Here is a 17,405-nt window from a genome sequence, read left to right on the forward strand (position 1 = left end):
TAGGTGGAGTAAAATAAAATGACTATTTACCGTAGTAAGCTTTTTTGTAAAGCTCTTCAAGTTCTGTTACTTTTGGAAGTCTAGGATTAGCTGTTGTACATTGATCTTCGAAAGCTTTGTAAGAAAGATCTGAAATTTTAGCTAAGAATTCTTTTTCATCTACATTCATTTCTTTAAGTGTGAATGGGATGTTAACTTCTTTCATTAAGTCTTTAACTGCTTTAACAAGTGATGCAACACCTTCTTCTGGAGTAGAAGCTTTAAGACCTAACATTTTAGCAATGTCTTGATATCTTTGTGGAGCGATGAACTTACCGTATTTAGGGAATGCCATAAATTTAGATGGGTTAGTTTCACCATTGTAAGCAATAACGTGTGGAAGAAGAATTGCATTTGCACGACCATGAGCGATATGGAATTCACCACCAAGTTTATGAGCAAGTGAGTGGTTAATACCAAGGAATGCATTTGTAAATGCCATACCTGCGATACATGATGCATTGTGCATTTTTTCTCTTGCTTCTGGGTCTTTAGCACCGTTTTTGTATGAACGTGGTAAGTATTCAAATACAAGTTTAATAGCGTGAAGTGCAAGAGCGTCTGTATAGTCAGAAGCTAAAACGGATACGTAAGCTTCGATAGCGTGTGTAAGAACGTCAAGACCTGTGTCTGCTGTTGGGCTTGCTGGAACTGACATAACAAATTCTGGGTCAATGATAGCTACATCTGGTGTTAATTCATAGTCAGCAAGTGGGTATTTCATATTCTTAGATTTATCAGAGATTACAGCGAAAGATGTTACTTCTGAACCTGTACCTGATGTTGTTGGAATAGAAACCATTTTTGCTTTTTTACCAAGTTTAGGGAATTTGTAAACACGTTTTCTAATATCCATGAATTTTTGAGCCATACCGATGAAGTCAGCTTCTGGGTGTTCATAGAATAACCACATAGCTTTAGCAGCATCCATTGCAGAACCACCACCAAGAGCGATAATAACGTCTGGTTGGAATGAATTCATAACAGCTGTACCTTTTTTAACTGTTACTAAGTCTGGATCTGGTTCAACTTCGCTAAAGATTTCAATAGCTACTTTATTTAAATTTTTATTTAATTGGTAAGTTAATTTATCAACATAACCAAGTTTAACCATCATTGGGTCAGCTACGATCATTGCACGAGAGATGTCTGGCATTTTTGCTAAATATTGTACTGAACCTGCTTCGAAGTAGATTTTTTCTGGAATTTTAAACCATTGCATATTCACGCGTCTCTTAGCCACCCTTTTCTTATTGATTAAGTTTTGAGCTGTAACGTTTGATGATGTAGAGTTATGTCCGTAAGAACCACAGCCAAGTGTAAGTGAAGGCATAAGTGAGTTGTAAACATCACCGATACCACCGAATGCTGATGGAGAGTTTACAATGATACGGCAAGCTTTAAGACGTTTACCATATTCATCAATAAGGTCATTATTTGTTGTATGGATAACTGCTGTATGTCCAAGACCACCGAGTTCAACCATTGTTTCAGCTTTTACGATACCATCTTCAACGTCTTTTGCTTTAACAACAGCAAGTACTGGAGAAAGTTTTTCTCTTGAAAGTGGGTAAGCTTCACCAACACCATCAATTTCACAGCAGATTACTTTAGTTTCTTTTGGAATAGTAATACCAGCAAGAGCTGCAATTTCATATGGATATTTACCAACGATAGCTGGACCTGCCATCATACGAACTGGGTCGATAACAACTGGTTCAAGTTTTTTAATTTCTTCTTTAGTAGCAAAGTAGCAGCCTTGTTTTTTCATGAAAGCAACAGCTTGATCATAAACTGGAGCTTCAATGATAGCAGCTTGTTCAGATGCACAAATCATACCATTATCAAATGATTTAGAAAGGATAAGGTCTGTAAGTGATTGTTCAAGATTAGCTGTTTTTTCAATGAAAGCAGGTACGTTACCAGGACCAACACCAAGAGCTGGTTTACCAGTAGAATAAGCAGCTTTAACCATTGCAGAACCACCAGTTGCAAGTACAGTTGCTACATCAGGATGATTCATAAGAGCATTTGTAGCTTCGATAGATGGTACATCAATCCATTGAACACAGTTTTCAGGTGCTCCAGCTTTGATAGCAGCATCTCTTACGATGATAGCAGCTTCACGAGAACAGTTTTGAGCAGCTGGGTGGAAACCAAAGATAATTGGATTACGTGTTTTAGCACATGTGATAGCTTTGAACATTGTTGTAGAAGTTGGGTTTGTGGTTGGTGTAACACCAGCTACGATACCTACTGGTTCAGCAATTTCGATGTAACCTTCATCTTCGTTATCTTCAATAACACCTACAGTTTTTTCATGTTTAATACTGTGATAAATATACTCTGTTGCAAAGATATTCTTTGTAACTTTATCTTCAAAAATACCACGGCCTGTTTCTTCAACTGCCATCTTAGCAAGTTTCATTTGAGCGGATAAACCAGCAAGAGCCATAGCTTTAGTAATTTCGTCAACTTGTGCTTGATCGAGTTTCATGTACTCATCAAGAGCAACCTTCGCTTTTTGAACTAATTCGTCTACCATTTTTACAGCATCAACTACAGGTGCTTCTTCTTTAACTTTCTTGTTTTCAGACATTTTAATAGCCTCCTTTAATGTGATTGTATAATAGTGAGTGAAGATATATTGTTATATTTTTAACAATATAAAACACAAAAAATAATAAAACTTGTTAATGTATTGTGAATATATTGTGATGTTAACATGACATTGTAGCTTTGTCAATTTATTGATTGTTGTAAAATTATAAACTATTGATAAATATAAACAGGTAAAACGTTGGGATTTAGCACATAATTTTTTAAAGAAACAAAAAGTAATTGTTAAATATCAAACAAAAAAATAAACAAAGATAATTGGGCATCAAAAAAGTATTGTCAATATGAATAATAAATAGATAATAAAAGTGAAAAAAATTTACATAATCTTTAAGAATTCAGATAATTGTGTGTTAATATAGACTATAAGAGGGAGGGGTTATAACGATATGTTTTGGCAAGTACAAACTAATATTGTAGTATCACTTATTTTAGGCATTATTATTGCACATGCTTTTTTTAGACTAGATAAATCGGAGCTGATTAATAGATTGTTTATGTATTTAATAGGGCTTGATATACTTATAATGTTATTAGAGATAGGGAGTGTTATTTTTAATACAAAGAATTTATCTACTTTTAGGATACTTCATCTAATAGTTAATATATTAGGATTTATTATAGTGCCAGTATTTTTACTTTTGGGGGTGTTATATTTTGAATGTTGGTTACAAAAGGCCCTGCGAGCGAAAATAAAATGTAATAGATGGATTTACGTACCGGCTATTATCCTTTTTGTTTTAACCCTCATTAATATAAGGACAGGCTGGATTGCAACTGTAAGTTTGGAAAATGATTATATAAGAGGTCAGTTATTTTGGATAGTTCCTACAATTACCCTATTTTATTTAGGTTATGGCATTTTACTTATCTGGCGCTATCACAAAAGATTGACGGCTTATAAGTACATCATGGGGTTAATGTATTTTACTATCATCACTTTGGTTGTGGTAGTTCAAGTTGTTTGTGAAGATTATTTAACGATATGGAGTACAGTAGGTGGTTTATTAGTTTGTGCATATGTTTTTAACATTATAGATGGGCTTCAATATGATGCACTCACAATGATGGAAAATAAACAAAGTTATTTAAGCTACACTTCCAAATTAGCAAAGAAACAAAAATTAACTTTAACAGCTATTAATATAGATCTGGACGATTTTAAGATAATTAATGATCGATATGGGCATCAAGAAGGTGATGAGGCTCTGAAAAGTTTCTCTCAAATTCTAAGAGGTAGTTTTCCTTATAAGCACCGTATTTTTAGAATGGGTGGGGATGAATTCCTTATTTTAAGTGAGCAGCAAAATAAGAAACAGATGATAAAATACATGGAAAGATTTAAAGAACGGGTAAAAGCTTATAATGCTAGTAGCGGTAAAGTCTATGACTTGAAGTTTAGTTATGGCATGGATAGTTACAATAGTGATTATAAATGTGTAGAAGAATTTTTAAAGTATGTAGACAGTATGATGTATACTCAAAAGGAAAAAAAGAAAAGAAGAAGGATTTAACAAGGAGTTAACTTAAATCTAATAAAGAACAAACTCCGATTTAATATCCCCCTTTTATACTAAACGCATGAAATAAAGCAAATAGTAAAGGGGAAATAAGAATGAAACTTTCAAAGAAGATTTTTGCAGCTATTTTATGTACAGCCCTTGTAGGTATCACAGCAGTGGGGACGATTGCAGTGCCAGCTAGAGCTAATACGACTAATATTGTACAAAGTGCTAAAGAGCAAACTTACAAAAAACCCAAATACATATTTAACTTTATTGGGGATGGTATGTCTTATGTACAAGTTAATTCTGCGCAAATCTATAAAGGTGTAACTGAAAAAGGTGGTATTAACTTAGGCAAGCTAGCAGTATCCCAGTTTCCAGTATGTGGATCAGCTACAACCCAAGACTCTACATCTTTCGCACCAGATTCAGCTTCTACAGCAACAGCTATTTCTAGCGGTGTTAAAACACATAGTGGTGTAATTGGTTACAATGCAGATAAGCAAACCAAACCAGAAAGTATTACAGAAAAGCTTAAAAAAGAAGGATATAAAATAGGGATAGTAAGTAGTGTATCTATAGATCATGCAACACCAGCAGCTTTTTATGCACATGCAGTATCTAGAAAGGATATGTATGATATCGCACTTCAGTTAGCAGATAGTAATTTTGACTATTTTGCGGGTGGTTCATTAGTACAGCCAAATGGTAAAAATGGTGATCAAAAAAGCGCATTTGAAATTATTAAAGAGAAAGGATACAACATTGTAGATACAAAGGAAGAAATTCTTTCACTTAATAGTGAGTCAGGCAAAGTATATGCTATTAATCCAGAGCTTCAAGACTCACAGGCTATGAGCTATGACTTAGATGCTAGTAAGGATAGTATTAGATTAAAGGATTTTGTTGAAAAAGGAATTGATGTTTTAAATAATGAAGATGGTTTCTTCATGATGGTAGAAGGAGGTAAGATTGACTGGGCGGGTCATGCTAATGATGCCAGATCTAATATTCAAGATGTCATTGCATTAGATGAAGCTATTGGGGTAGCAGTTGATTTTGCTAAAAAGCATCCAGAGGAAACACTTATTATTGTAACAGGGGATCATGAAACAGGTGGTATGACCATTGGATATTCTATAACAGGCTATAATACGGCATTTAACCTCTTAGCTAATCAGGATATGAGTTATGTAGCTTTTGATGAATTACTTGCAGAATACAAAAAAGGAACTACAGCAGATAAGGCCAAAATCGAAGACGTACTTCCTCTTATTAAAAAGCACTTTGGTTTGGTGAGCCCAAGTAATGCTGCATCAGCTAAGGATTCAGCATTAGTGTTAACTGAGTATGAATATAACAAATTAAAAGATGCCTTTGCTCAAACTATGAAAGATAGCAGTGAGCGTACTAATAATCAAGAAACAGGCATTTTATATGGTGGCTATGAGCCACTTACTGTGACACTCACACATATCTTAAATAATAAAGCAGGTATTGGTTGGACCTCTTACGCACATACAGGTGTACCTGTTCCAGTTTATGCAATGGGTGAAGGTGCTGAACTCTTTAGTGGTGCTTATGATAATACAGACATTTTCAATAAGTTAGTTGCTCTTTGTGAATTAAAATAGAGATTCACAAGTGTAGCAAACCTTTCATATGATAAGTGCCTTGCTGAAATGAGGTGAACACCGATTTTAGTAAGGCACTCTATTTTTAGCTAGAAAGAGGAAATTAGAATGCTGTTACAGAAAATGAGAGATAAAGAAGTCATTTTTTCCTTAGTGTGCATAGTGGTAATTATTATTTTATTAATGTTACCAACCGGTTTTGAAAAGCAAATTTATACCAATGCAGAGCATGTAAAGGTAAAGATTTTAGAGACCAATGAAAGTGGTATTTATAATAGTGGGATTTTAAAATTAGGAAGTCAAGTATGTCTTGTAGAGGTATTAGAGGGAACCTTTAAAGGAAGTCAGATCGAAGCAGCCAACTTATTATCAGGTAGATTAGAGGTTGATAAACTATTTGTAAAAGGGGATAAAGCACTAGCACTTATAGAAAAAACAGAAGATGGTCAGGTGTTAGATGCTAATGTATTAGATTATTACCGTTTGAATTTAGAGTGGTTATTAGTTTTCTTATTTATGGGGGCCCTTATTTTATTTTCAGGCAAAACTGGGGTAAGAACGATTATTTCTTTTGTTGTTAGCCTTTTATGTATGTGGAAGGTATTAGTGCCTGGTTTATTAAATGGTTATAATCCTATGGTTCTAGGGCTCATTATAGGAGTGACTATGGCTGTTATTACATTATTATTAGTAGCTGGTTTTACAGAGAAAGCCTACTGCGCTATATTAGGCATGAGTATTGCCTCTATAATGACCTGTTTAATGGCGATTGCTTTTGGTAACTTATTTAGAATCCATGGCGGTGTAATGCCGTGGTCAGAATCCTTATTATATTCAGGATATCAACACTTAGACCTAACTAAGATTTATCAAGCTGCTATTTATTTATCTTGCTCGGGGGCCCTAGTGGATTTATCTGTAGATATTTCGGCAGCTATAGAAGAAGTAGTGGATAAAAAACCTACTATTTCGAGAAAAGAGATTTTATTGTCAGGTTTAAACATTGGACGCTCTGTAGTGGGTTCACAAACAACCACGCTGTTATTAGCTTATATGGGAAGTTTTATAACAATAATGATGGTTTATATGGCACAAGGTACCCCTATGGTAAGTATTCTTAATGGACAATCAATGGCTTCAGAGATATTGCATACTTTAGTAGGGTGTTTAGGCCTTGTCATTGTATCTCCTATTACGGCTTTCATTTGTAGTTTGAGATATAAAAAGCATTAAAATGGAGAATAAAATCTATTAATAGGAGTACTATAACAATTAGGTTATAGTACTCCTATTAAAATTTAATAAAAAATAATTATAATCCCCAATAACAAAAAAGTTATTCACAAAATGTTGATAGATTACATAAAAGTGTGGATAAGTATAAATAAAATTAATAAATAGCCGTAAAAAAGTTGTTGAAAAATGTGGATAATTTGTTGATGAAGAAAATGTGAATAATCGGGATAAGTATGTTAATATAAATTACATATAGAAGTTTTATAATTATTTTTTAGAATAAATAAATGTAGGATAGAAATAGGAGAAGCAAATGAAAGAAGCAGAAAATAGATTTCCCATAGAGATAATAATGCTGACATATATCATTATTTATGTGATGTATATAGTAACCTTTGGTAGAGGAAGTGAATTATTTTTTGTATTTTTTATTCTGGAAAGATTGATATCTTTTCAATATGATGAAGAGCTAGATGAGTATGTGGGGAATGTAGATCCAGAAAAGGTTTCGGGAAAAATGGTATTTGTTATTTTTGTGTTAACGTTTTCTCAGATCGGAATATTCATTTATGCATTCTTTAAATACCCTGGTTTGTTTATGTTTTTAATGATTGGAGAATTATTAGATCTTGTTAATAGAAAACTTAAGAAGTATATAAAAAATAAAAGATAAGACTATTATAGCGTCATTACACTATTAAGTGTAATGACGCTATTTTACTAAGATTAGGAGAGTATAAAAAAGGCAGTTCAAGAAAGATAAGTAGACAATATCAAAAAATGTAGAAAATGCACTAAAATAATCAAAAAATGTACAGATGCTTAGATAATATTAATATATAATCAATGTATCACGAGTAAATGGGAGGAACAACTTATGAAATTAGGACTTAAAAGAAAAGCTTGTATGCTTATGCTAGCAATGACAATGACAGCAGGAGCGGTAACAACACCTCTATATGCAGATAACATTAGTTTTAAAGAATTATTAGTAAAAACAGTAGCTATTATTGAGACAGAACCAAACTTTTCCGTTAATGGTGCATTCCATGAATTAGATTATGGGTATCTTTTAAAACCTATCATGAAAGATGGCAAATCAAGTGCTGATACAATGATGGCACCTTTAAGAGATATATTTGAAAAACTTGCTGCTACTTATAGTTATAATGAAAAAACAGGCGAAATCAAAATGAAGCTTAATGATACAACACTTACCATGAAGGTAGGAGAGACAGAAGCTAAACTTGATAATAAAACATTAAAAGCACCTTACGCACCAGAGCTTGTAACAAATGAAGATGGAGGTAAGACACTTTACTTACCAGTTAAATTCGTTTTTGAAAGCTTAGATGCTAATGTAAGTTGGGATAGCAAAAGATGTCGTTTAGTGGCTACTTGTATTATGACACCAAGACAAGGAGGAGAGGATCTTAAAACAGGTGGAGACTGGACATTCGGCGCTTTACTTAATAAAAAGGACAGCGAATATGGCAGCACAACAGCTAAAAAAGTAGCAGATAATATTGTTGCTTTCCAAAACAGCAATGGTGGTTGGATGAAGGTAGTAGATGCTGTAGATATGACACAGTCAATTAAAGACCAATCAGCTACACTTCTTAAATCTACAATTGATAATGATGCAACGATTACTCAAATGAGATACTTAGCTAAAGTATATACAGCTACAGGCAATAAAAAATATGCAGAAAGCTTTATGAAAGGCCTTAATTACTTAGTAGATGGTCAATATGATAATGGTGGTTGGGCACAATACTTCCCAGTAGCTACAGGTTACTTTAAGAATATCACTATTAATGATAATGCTATGGCAAATGTACTTGAACTCTTACTTGATGTAGTACAAGCAGATCCAGGATATGAATTTGTAACAAAAGAATACGCTGATAAAATTCCAGAAGTTCAAAAATGTATTGATAAAGGTATTCAATGTATTTTAGATTTACAAATTGAAGTAGATGGTGTAAAAACAGCATGGGCTTCTCAATACGATGAAGTAACACTTGAGCCTACTTTCGGTAGAGCTTATGAAATTCCATCTATTGCTACACAAGAAAGTGTAAGAGTAATGCAATTCTTAATGAGACTTGAAGATCCAAGCAAAGAAGTAGTTGAAGCAGTTAAAGCAGGTATGGCATGGCTTGATAAAGTTAAAATCGAAGGCAAGAAAATGACAACTATCACAGACTATAGCCTTGAATTTGGTTCAAATCGTGTACTTGTAGATGATCCAAAATCAACTATCTGGGCACGTTTCTATGAAATTGATAGTGCCTTTAAACCAGTATTCTCTGGTAGAGATAGTGTTGTAAAATACAGCATGGAAGACATTTCTTATGAAAGAAGAAATAAATACAGCTGGTATGGCTCTTACTTAAAAGATGAAGTAAAAACACAATACAATGAATGGCTTAAAGCCGTAGAAAAATAATACTTAAACAAGATAGAGAAGAAAATAGGATGCATACATAATAAATTGGTCCCCCCAATTATATTATTTAATCATGCATAAAAAAGTACAATTACTTTAACGGACCATATTCCATTAAAATAATTGTACTTTTATTTTTCTAGACAATAATTTACATAGCATTTGCCCATATGACTAAGCAAAGTGAAATTGTAGCGTTCACTTAAGTAATTGAGCTTAAGATGTGTATAGATACTATGATATAGAATTTCGCAAGAAAGGGACTATTAGATGAAGCATATTGATGCCATATAGTTGATAGAAATGAGAGGAGCGACGGAAGGTAGTCATCTCCTCTCATTTCCTCAATAACGCATCTTTAATAATGAATCTTTTACCCTATAAGCACATTCTTAAGAAATTGTAAGAAACCTATTTAGCCCTTTGTAATATCACTTTATTATAATCTATTTATAAAGGAGGCTAATCTCAGTTATAATAAACATAAGAATATATAGAAGGTGGGAAAAGCGTATGACGTATACCGTATTAGTTTGTGATGATGATAAGCTTATTGTTAACTCGATAGTCCTTCATTTACAGAAGGAAGGCTATCGCACATTAAAAGCTTACAACGGCGTAGAGGCTCTAGAGGCTATAGAAAAACAAGAGGTTCATCTTATATTAATGGATATTATGATGCCTCAGCTAGATGGTTTATCAGCTACGCTAAAAATAAGGCAGGAAAAAAATATTCCTATTATCATCTTATCAGCTAAAAGTGAAGATACGGATAAAATAGCAGGACTTAATTTAGGGGCAGATGATTATATTACAAAACCCTTTAATACCTTTGAGCTTCTAGCGAGGGTAAGGTCTCAGCTAAGGCGTTATACTAAACTTGGAGCCATGCAGCAAACACCACAGCTTTTAATGACAGGTGGCTTGTGCATGGATACAGGTGCCAATACGGTTTATGTAGATGGGGAGCTAGTACGCCTAACCCCTACAGAATACAAAATTTTGCAATATCTCATGATTAATATGGGGCAGGTCTTATCGATGCACCAAATCTATGAAAACGTATGGCACGATACCCCTTTTGCACCAGAGAATACGGTGGCGGTTCATATCCGTAGACTAAGAGAAAAAATTGAGATTAATCCCAAAGAACCAAAGTATATAAAGGTGGTGTGGGGTAGTGGATACCTGGTGGAAAAAATTAATTTATAGTAGCTGGCTTAAGACTATTGCTGTTCTAGGATTTTTCTTAGTAGGGTTTTTGGCACTGTTTAGTTTTTTTAACAGTCAAGTAATACCGAGTCAAGATAGTATTTATAATACGTATTATTTTAATGAAGCCTTTATTCAAAAGGCAGGTTATGTAAGAGACTATATTGTACGTTACAGAAAGCCAGAGATTATAAGCAATATAACGGTAGAAGATATTCAGAAGTACAAAGAAGCTCATGGTGGTACACTAACTGATGAAGAAGCTCAGCAAAAAATTATGAAAGACCGAAAAGATTATCTAATGAGTATAGAGAGTGCTACCGGTAAAAGTAATATTAATGTGGACTTTTATGCTAAAAGCCTAAAAGATAATGTGGTGATTACTAATATGGATACTTCTATTGGTGAAGAGAAAATACTCCAGGATTTAACTCATAGAGAAGTATACTTAGTGGGTGATGGTCATTATATTAATAATGGAAGTAACGCTTTGATGAGTTATGGAAAATATGGAGATTATGACTATGATACGAATATATATGGGGTATACGGCGATCATTCAGTAACTCACTATGATTATTATAGAGGTGAAGGATTTGAGGATGAAGGCCAATATGAGGTTTATGTAGCCCTTAAACAACCACTTGAACTAGGAGATGTATTTTATACCTACGAGCAAAATTTTGAAAAAGCTCAGCAGCTTAAGTCAGTTACCTATCAAATGATTGCTTTTACTGCATTAATAGGTGTTTTGTTAATTATCTATTGGTTTGTAGCAGTAGGAAGAAGCGCTAGAAAAGAAGGTATTAGAATTAATGGCTTTGACAAGATACCATTTGAGTTCCAGCTTATAGGACTAGGAATAAGTACACTTATTTTTTGTATATTAATAGATGGCATTAATAGGTCGTTTGATCTATTTAGTTGCCTTCCTTATGTAGGAACAAGAACCGTCCCTCAAAGTTTAGTAGTAGCTGGATTGGTATTTATTTTAAGTAGTACTTACGTGGGAGTGGGGTTAGCTGTAGTAAGTAGTTTAATTAAGCATATTAAGAACAAGAGTATAAAGGAATATATAGGGATTATTAGGGTAACGAAGCTTTTAAAGGAATACTTAATGACTAAGCGTATGTTAATGGTAGCTGTATTTGTACTTGTTGGTATTAACGCAGGTGTATTCCTCTTGATCTTCATTGCTTCTTTAGCTTTAGACTCAGCTGCTATTCTCATTATTTTGATGATTGCTTGGAGTCTCGTTTTGTTATTAGGATTAGCTAAGATCGTTTTTGATTATAGACGCATTCTTGAAGGAACCAAGGCTATTGCAGATGGTGATTTAGATTATAAGATTCAATTAGAAAAGTCTCTTCCTGTATTAGTAGAGTTAGCAGATACAGTTAATACCATGGGGACAGGTCTTGAAAAAGCAGTAGCTCAGTCAGTGAAAAGTGAACGCTTAAAAGCAGAGCTTATTACTAATGTCTCACATGACTTAAAAACACCTTTAACCTCTATTATTAGCTACATCGATTTATTAAAGGGAGAAGATATTAATAACGAAACGGCTAAGGAGTATATAGGTGTTTTAGATGAAAGAAGTAATAGATTAAAACAGCTGGTAGAGGATTTGGTAGATGCCTCTAAGGCAGTGACTGGAAATGTAGAAGCTAAATTAGAACCTTTTATGCTAGATGAACTTGTACTTCAAGCTTTGGGAGAATATACAGATAGATTAGAGGCACAAGGCTTGCAACTGATTACAAGAGGGGTTCAGCCAGCTAAGGTGTTAGGTGATAGCAGGCATATGTGGCGAGTAGTAGAAAATCTGCTTTCTAATGTAAGTAAATATGCAATGCCACATACAAGAGCTTATATTGAAGTATTAAACGAAGAGGAGTATGGGACATTTATTATTAAAAATATTTCAAAAGAAGCACTTAATATTGATCCTCAGGAATTAACAGAACGTTTTGTAAGAGGGGATGCTTCTAGAACCACAGAAGGATCAGGTTTGGGATTAGCTATAGCTCAAAGCCTTATGCACCTGCAAGGAGGACAAATGGCTATTAGTATAGATGGGGACTTGTTTAAAGTAGAAGTAAAAATACCTGCTATCAAAGATACTGTTTCGTTAAATAAAAAATAGCAGAGGGATTTGTAAGAGACATAGATTAGAGACAGAGTAAATAATAAGAAAGCCCGGTACAGAAAAAAATGTTACAGGGCTTTCTTTTCTTGTATTCTTTGATGCTCTAGGAAATAAAATATCATGATTTTATGATAAAAATTATTTTTGAGTATAATAATATGAACAATAAACTATTAATCCTTTGTGAAATGTGATAATATAAAATAAAATATTCGGGAATATAAACAAAGCTAGTCGTACATAGCAAAATAAGGAATATATATTTATTGATAAAACATTGAACAGTTAGGCATATTAAATATAAAGAAATAGACGACAAAAAGAGATAAGGAGGAGTCTATGATCATTGATGAGATATTAGGTATACAAAAAATTAAAAATAGAAATATAAAAATAACAACAAGGCAGGCTGTCAGAGCCATTGTTTTAAAAGATAATAAGATACTCATGGTACACACGAATAAAGGCGATTATAAATTTCCTGGTGGGGGCATCAAAAGGCAAGAAAGCCACGAAGAAGCCCTGCGCAGAGAAGTAATCGAGGAAACTGGATATATTATAGAAGGAATGGGAGAACGTGCGGGCATTATCGTTCAAAGAAATCCTAATCAATTTGATACTTCTGGGATATTCGAGATGACTTCTTATTATTATTTTTGTGATGTAAAAACTAATAAAACAAAACAACATTTAGACAAATACGAAGAAGAACAAGAATTTGAACCAAGATGGATAGAATTAGATGAGGTTATTGCAAAAAATGAGGCAATCCTCACACAAAAGGGTACACAGATTAATCCTTGGGTTTATAGAGAAACCTTAGCCTTAAGAAGACTCAAAGAATCAGGTGTTGTACCTGAATGCTAACATTATATGTATTTGCTTATACAAAAAAGGAATAGACTAATAATATTATTAGGGCTATTCCTTTTTTTGTTTTTTTACTCATTTTCCGTACCTTGTCTTGTGATCTCTAAGTAGTTATATAGGGTAAATTTAGAGATGTTTAAGAATTCACAAACACGATCCCCAGATTTAGTAATAAGGAAGGCTCCCTTACTATCTAAGAAGCGAATAATTTGCATTTTCTCATCTTTATTAAGATGATTCATTGACTTTTCAAACATGTTTTCACATTGGGTAAGAAGATTGTCCATGAGCTGATTAACATCTGTGGTGAAAAGCTCATTGGAAGAAGGTGATGGTGTAGAATATCTATTGAACTGTTTAAGGTATTCTTCACATTTAAGTGTATCTGTAATATCCATGTTGATACAAATGGCACCAATATTTGTTCCAGCATCATCTTGTATAAACATAGAGGAGCCACGAATAATTTTACCATTTCTCATATGTACTATTTTATTATAGATGTGTGTATCAGAGGTCATCTTGCTCAGTACCTCTAAGCCCCAGTTACCACCACAATCACCAATCTTGCGGCCTGTAATATAGCCATTACGAATATCTACTATGCTATGTTCATATTCTTTAGTATTGTCATGAAGTACGATCTCACAGCTAGTACCAAGATGATTTTCTAATAAATCTAAGATACTTGTAAACATCTCAATATTATCATAAATGGTTTGCATAGTTACCCCCTATAGTATGATTTATAACCATAAGTATAGCATAATTGGTGCACAAATAAATAAAAAAGTATGATTTTGTCTAAAAATAATAATACATTAAATAAAGAATAATAAGCAAATTATTAAGGATGATTTTTAAAATAAATAAAAATAAGTAAGAAATATAAAATAAAATATTAGAATCGTGACGAATACGTAGCAATTTATATCAAAGTTTATATAAATCGCCAACATACGTCTTAAAAAAAGTGTTAAAATAACTATACATATAAAAAATAATAATATATAATTTGATTATAATCAAAATAGTTAGATTTAACTTAATTGAACAAAATAATTTAGGAGTCTACAAGGAGGCAGGGGTAATGAGTAACGTTCTTGAACAAATTGGTGCATATGGTATTGTGCCAGTAGTAGTAATTAATAAAATTGAAGAAGCAAAACCACTTGCGAAAGCATTATGTGATGGAGGTCTTCCAGTTGCTGAAGTAACATTCAGAACAGCATGTGCAAAAGAAGCTATTAGCATTATGGCAAAAGATTTCCCAGAAATGTTAATTGGAGCAGGTACAGTTCTTACAACTGAGCAAGTTGATGAAGCAGTAGAAGCTGGTGCTAAATTTATCGTAAGTCCAGGACTTAATCCAAAAGTAGTGAAATACTGTGTAGATAAAGGTATCCCTGTTACACCAGGTTGTGCTAATCCTTCAGATATCGAGCAAGCTATCGAGCTTGGTCTTAATGTTGTAAAAATCTTCCCAGCTGAAGCAGTTGGTGGTATTAAACTTATTAAATCAATGGCTGGTCCATACACAAACATGAAATTCATGCCTACTGGTGGAATCAATGCTAAAAATCTTAATGATTACTTATCATTTGATAGAATCATCGCTTGTGGTGGTAGCTGGATGGTAGATCCAAGCTTAGTAGCAGCAGGTGAATTTGATAAAATCACAGAAATGACAAGAGAAGCTGTAACACAAATGTTAGGCTTTGAGCTTGCACACGTTGGTATCAATGCAGAATCAGAAGCAGCAGCTTCAGAAATCGCAGCTGGTTTCGATGGTTTATTCAATACATCAATCAAAGAAGGTAATAGCTCAATCTTTGCTGGTAAAGGTATTGAAGTTATGAAATCACCATACCTTGGCGCAAAAGGTCATATTGCATATAAAACAAACTACATTGAAAGAGCAGTAGCTTACCTTAAAGCAAAAGGTGTTAAAATCAATGAAGAGTCAGCTAAATATAACGCAAAAGATAAACTTGCAGCTATTTACTTAGAAGAAGAAATCGGTGGATTTGCTATTCATTTATTACAAAAATAATAGCTTTCTAAAACATAAACAAGCAATTTAAAATGCTTAATTAAAACACTTAATTAAAACACAAATTATAAAAGACGTGACTAACAACAAAGAGTCTTTTAACTTATCTAAACACTGTTAATTAACTCACTAACAATGACAACTAAGACTAGATAAAGTACTAGTACTATAAAAAGTGATTCTTAGCTATTGGACTCTAAGGAGAAGCGGCTATAGTATGAGTAAACTTAATCAATAAATTTTAATTCAATAAAATAGGAGAATGAACCATGAACAATAAAGTAGTAACTTTCGGCGAAATTATGTTAAGACTTGCACCAAACGGATATTTAAGATTTAATCAAGTAGATCAATTCCAAGCTACATACGGCGGTGGAGAAGCTAACGTAGCAGTTTCTCTTGCTAACTATGGTGTAGATGCAGAATTCGTTACAAAATTACCAGCACACGAAATCGGTCAAGCAGCTATCAATGACCTTCGTAGATACGGTGTAGAAACAAAACATATCGCTCGTGGTGGAGAAAGAATCGGTATTTACTTCTTAGAAAAAGGTGCTTCTCAAAGACCTTCAAAAGTAATTTATGACAGAAATCACTCTGCAATTATGGAAGCAACAACAGCTGATTTCAACTGGGATGAAATCTTTGAAGGTGCGACATGGTTCCACTTTACAGGTATCACACCAGCATTAGGTGACAATGCAGCAGCTATCTGTTTAGAAGCATGTAAAGCAGCTAAAGCTAAAGGCATCAAAGTAAGCTGTGACCTTAACTACAGAAAAAAACTATGGACTAGAGAAAAAGCTGGTCAAGTAATGGCTGGACTTATGGAATATGTAGATGTATGTATTGCTAACGAAGAAGATGCAGCAGACGTATTCGGTATTCACGCAGCAAACACTGACGTAACAAAAGGTGAAGTTAACCATGATGGTTATAAAGATGTAGCTAAACAACTTAAAGATAGATTTGGATTTGAATATGTAGCAATTACTCTTAGAGAGTCAATCTCAGCTAGTGATAACAATTGGGCAGCAATGTTATACAATGGCGAAGATTACTTCTTCTCTAAAAAATATGCTGTACGTATTGTTGACCGTGTAGGTGGAGGAGATTCATTTGGCGGTGGTCTCATCTACTCATTAGTTAACAACTATGAACCACAAGCAGCAATCGAATTTGCAGTTGCAGCTTCATGTTTAAAACACACAATCGAAGGCGACTTCAATCGCGTATCAGTAGCAGAAGTTCAATCTCTTGCTGGTGGAGACGGTTCTGGACGTGTTCAAAGATAAGTTATTAGCGAAACATATTACCCCTTATCTTAGTGCAATGCACTAAGGTCTCTATACTAACAGTACCATATAGAGACACTCCTAAAGAATTAGGGTGCATACCCTTATTATGCACCCTAATTATGAAAGACGATTAAAACACACAGAAAAATGAAATGTGGCTTTAGTCGTATTTTTTTTGACAATTAATAGACAATGTTACATTAAATGAAACAAAATCGTGGGCGAATGGAATAATTTTTATAGTAACAAACATGTTTGGAAGATATTTAAGGAGTAGACATCATCGTACCTAAATATAAAAGCTAGTGGACTATAAACTATTACCAATATAAAAAAAT

Annotated in this window: 12 protein-coding genes; 10 read left to right on the forward strand and 2 right to left on the reverse strand. The window is 33.6% G+C overall.

Annotated elements, in window-relative coordinates:
- Window positions 1-22 precede the first annotated feature (22 nt).
- Window positions 23-2,638, reverse strand: a complete 2,616-nt coding sequence (gene adhE, locus QTL86_RS20730) for a bifunctional acetaldehyde-CoA/alcohol dehydrogenase (RefSeq protein WP_127064709.1) — start codon at window positions 2,636-2,638, stop codon at window positions 23-25.
- 409 nt (window positions 2,639-3,047) lie between these two features.
- Here adhE and QTL86_RS20735 point away from each other — a divergent pair, with 409 nt between their 5' ends.
- From QTL86_RS20735 to QTL86_RS20770, 8 genes are all read left to right on the forward strand, one after another.
- Window positions 3,048-4,172 (forward strand): GGDEF domain-containing protein, encoded by a 1,125-nt coding sequence (locus QTL86_RS20735; protein ID WP_410495949.1) that lies wholly within the window; start codon window positions 3,048-3,050, stop codon window positions 4,170-4,172.
- Window positions 4,173-4,273: 101 nt separating this feature from the next.
- Window positions 4,274-5,797, forward strand: coding sequence for an alkaline phosphatase (locus QTL86_RS20740; protein ID WP_410495950.1), 1,524 nt, complete (start codon window positions 4,274-4,276; stop codon window positions 5,795-5,797).
- A 108-nt stretch (window positions 5,798-5,905) separates the two neighbouring features.
- Window positions 5,906-7,030, forward strand: coding sequence for a YibE/F family protein (locus QTL86_RS20745; RefSeq protein WP_127064706.1), 1,125 nt, complete (start codon window positions 5,906-5,908; stop codon window positions 7,028-7,030).
- Between the two features lie 316 nt (window positions 7,031-7,346).
- The gene (locus tag QTL86_RS20750) at window positions 7,347-7,706 is read left to right on the forward strand and encodes a hypothetical protein (RefSeq protein WP_127064705.1); all 360 of its coding nucleotides are present in this window, start codon (window positions 7,347-7,349) and stop codon (window positions 7,704-7,706) included.
- Window positions 7,707-7,910: 204 nt separating this feature from the next.
- Window positions 7,911-9,485 (forward strand): pectate lyase, encoded by a 1,575-nt coding sequence (pelA, locus tag QTL86_RS20755; protein ID WP_127064704.1) that lies wholly within the window; start codon window positions 7,911-7,913, stop codon window positions 9,483-9,485.
- 513 nt (window positions 9,486-9,998) lie between these two features.
- Window positions 9,999-10,697, forward strand: coding sequence for a response regulator transcription factor (locus QTL86_RS20760; RefSeq protein ID WP_013658815.1), 699 nt, complete (start codon window positions 9,999-10,001; stop codon window positions 10,695-10,697).
- Complete coding sequence (locus QTL86_RS20765; RefSeq protein ID WP_410495951.1) at window positions 10,666-12,843, forward strand: histidine kinase dimerization/phospho-acceptor domain-containing protein; 2,178 nt, start codon at window positions 10,666-10,668, stop codon at window positions 12,841-12,843. The genes QTL86_RS20760 and QTL86_RS20765 overlap by 32 nt, the downstream gene beginning before the upstream one ends.
- Before the next feature lie 342 nt (window positions 12,844-13,185).
- Window positions 13,186-13,713 carry an NUDIX domain-containing protein gene (locus QTL86_RS20770; RefSeq protein ID WP_127064702.1) on the forward strand — a complete coding sequence of 176 codons (528 nt, stop codon included), beginning with the start codon at window positions 13,186-13,188 and terminating at the stop codon, window positions 13,711-13,713.
- 74 nt (window positions 13,714-13,787) lie between these two features.
- Here QTL86_RS20770 and QTL86_RS20775 read toward each other — a convergent pair whose 3' ends face one another.
- Window positions 13,788-14,441, reverse strand: a complete 654-nt coding sequence (locus QTL86_RS20775; protein WP_127064701.1) for a transcriptional regulator — start codon at window positions 14,439-14,441, stop codon at window positions 13,788-13,790.
- Window positions 14,442-14,806: 365 nt separating this feature from the next.
- Here QTL86_RS20775 and QTL86_RS20780 point away from each other — a divergent pair, with 365 nt between their 5' ends.
- Both QTL86_RS20780 and QTL86_RS20785 read left to right on the forward strand, forming a co-directional pair.
- Entirely contained in the window at window positions 14,807-15,769 is a 963-nt protein-coding gene (locus tag QTL86_RS20780) for a bifunctional 4-hydroxy-2-oxoglutarate aldolase/2-dehydro-3-deoxy-phosphogluconate aldolase (protein WP_127064700.1), read from the forward strand.
- A 269-nt stretch (window positions 15,770-16,038) separates the two neighbouring features.
- Window positions 16,039-17,064 carry a sugar kinase gene (locus tag QTL86_RS20785; RefSeq protein WP_013658810.1) on the forward strand — a complete coding sequence of 342 codons (1,026 nt, stop codon included), beginning with the start codon at window positions 16,039-16,041 and terminating at the stop codon, window positions 17,062-17,064.
- Window positions 17,065-17,405 lie beyond the last annotated feature (341 nt).

The sequence above is a fragment of the Cellulosilyticum sp. ST5 genome, from assembly GCF_046529625.1.
Lineage (GTDB): Bacteria > Bacillota > Clostridia > Lachnospirales > Cellulosilyticaceae > Cellulosilyticum > Cellulosilyticum lentocellum.

Bases quoted from the DNA above. Each gene is read 5' to 3' on its own strand.
- QTL86_RS20770 (WP_127064702.1), top strand. From the start codon at position 13,186: ATGATCATTGATGAGATATTAGGTATACAAAAAATTAAAAATAGAAAT.
- adhE (WP_127064709.1), bottom strand. From the start codon at position 2,638: ATGTCTGAAAACAAGAAAGTTAAAGAAGAAGCACCTGTAGTTGATGCT.
- QTL86_RS20785 (WP_013658810.1), top strand. From the start codon at position 16,039: ATGAACAATAAAGTAGTAACTTTCGGCGAAATTATGTTAAGACTTGCA.
- QTL86_RS20780 (WP_127064700.1), top strand. From the start codon at position 14,807: ATGAGTAACGTTCTTGAACAAATTGGTGCATATGGTATTGTGCCAGTA.
- QTL86_RS20750 (WP_127064705.1), top strand. From the start codon at position 7,347: ATGAAAGAAGCAGAAAATAGATTTCCCATAGAGATAATAATGCTGACA.
- QTL86_RS20740 (WP_410495950.1), top strand. From the start codon at position 4,274: ATGAAACTTTCAAAGAAGATTTTTGCAGCTATTTTATGTACAGCCCTT.
- pelA (WP_127064704.1), top strand. From the start codon at position 7,911: ATGAAATTAGGACTTAAAAGAAAAGCTTGTATGCTTATGCTAGCAATG.
- QTL86_RS20735 (WP_410495949.1), top strand. From the start codon at position 3,048: ATGTTTTGGCAAGTACAAACTAATATTGTAGTATCACTTATTTTAGGC.
- QTL86_RS20760 (WP_013658815.1), top strand. From the start codon at position 9,999: ATGACGTATACCGTATTAGTTTGTGATGATGATAAGCTTATTGTTAAC.
- QTL86_RS20745 (WP_127064706.1), top strand. From the start codon at position 5,906: ATGCTGTTACAGAAAATGAGAGATAAAGAAGTCATTTTTTCCTTAGTG.
- QTL86_RS20775 (WP_127064701.1), bottom strand. From the start codon at position 14,441: ATGCAAACCATTTATGATAATATTGAGATGTTTACAAGTATCTTAGAT.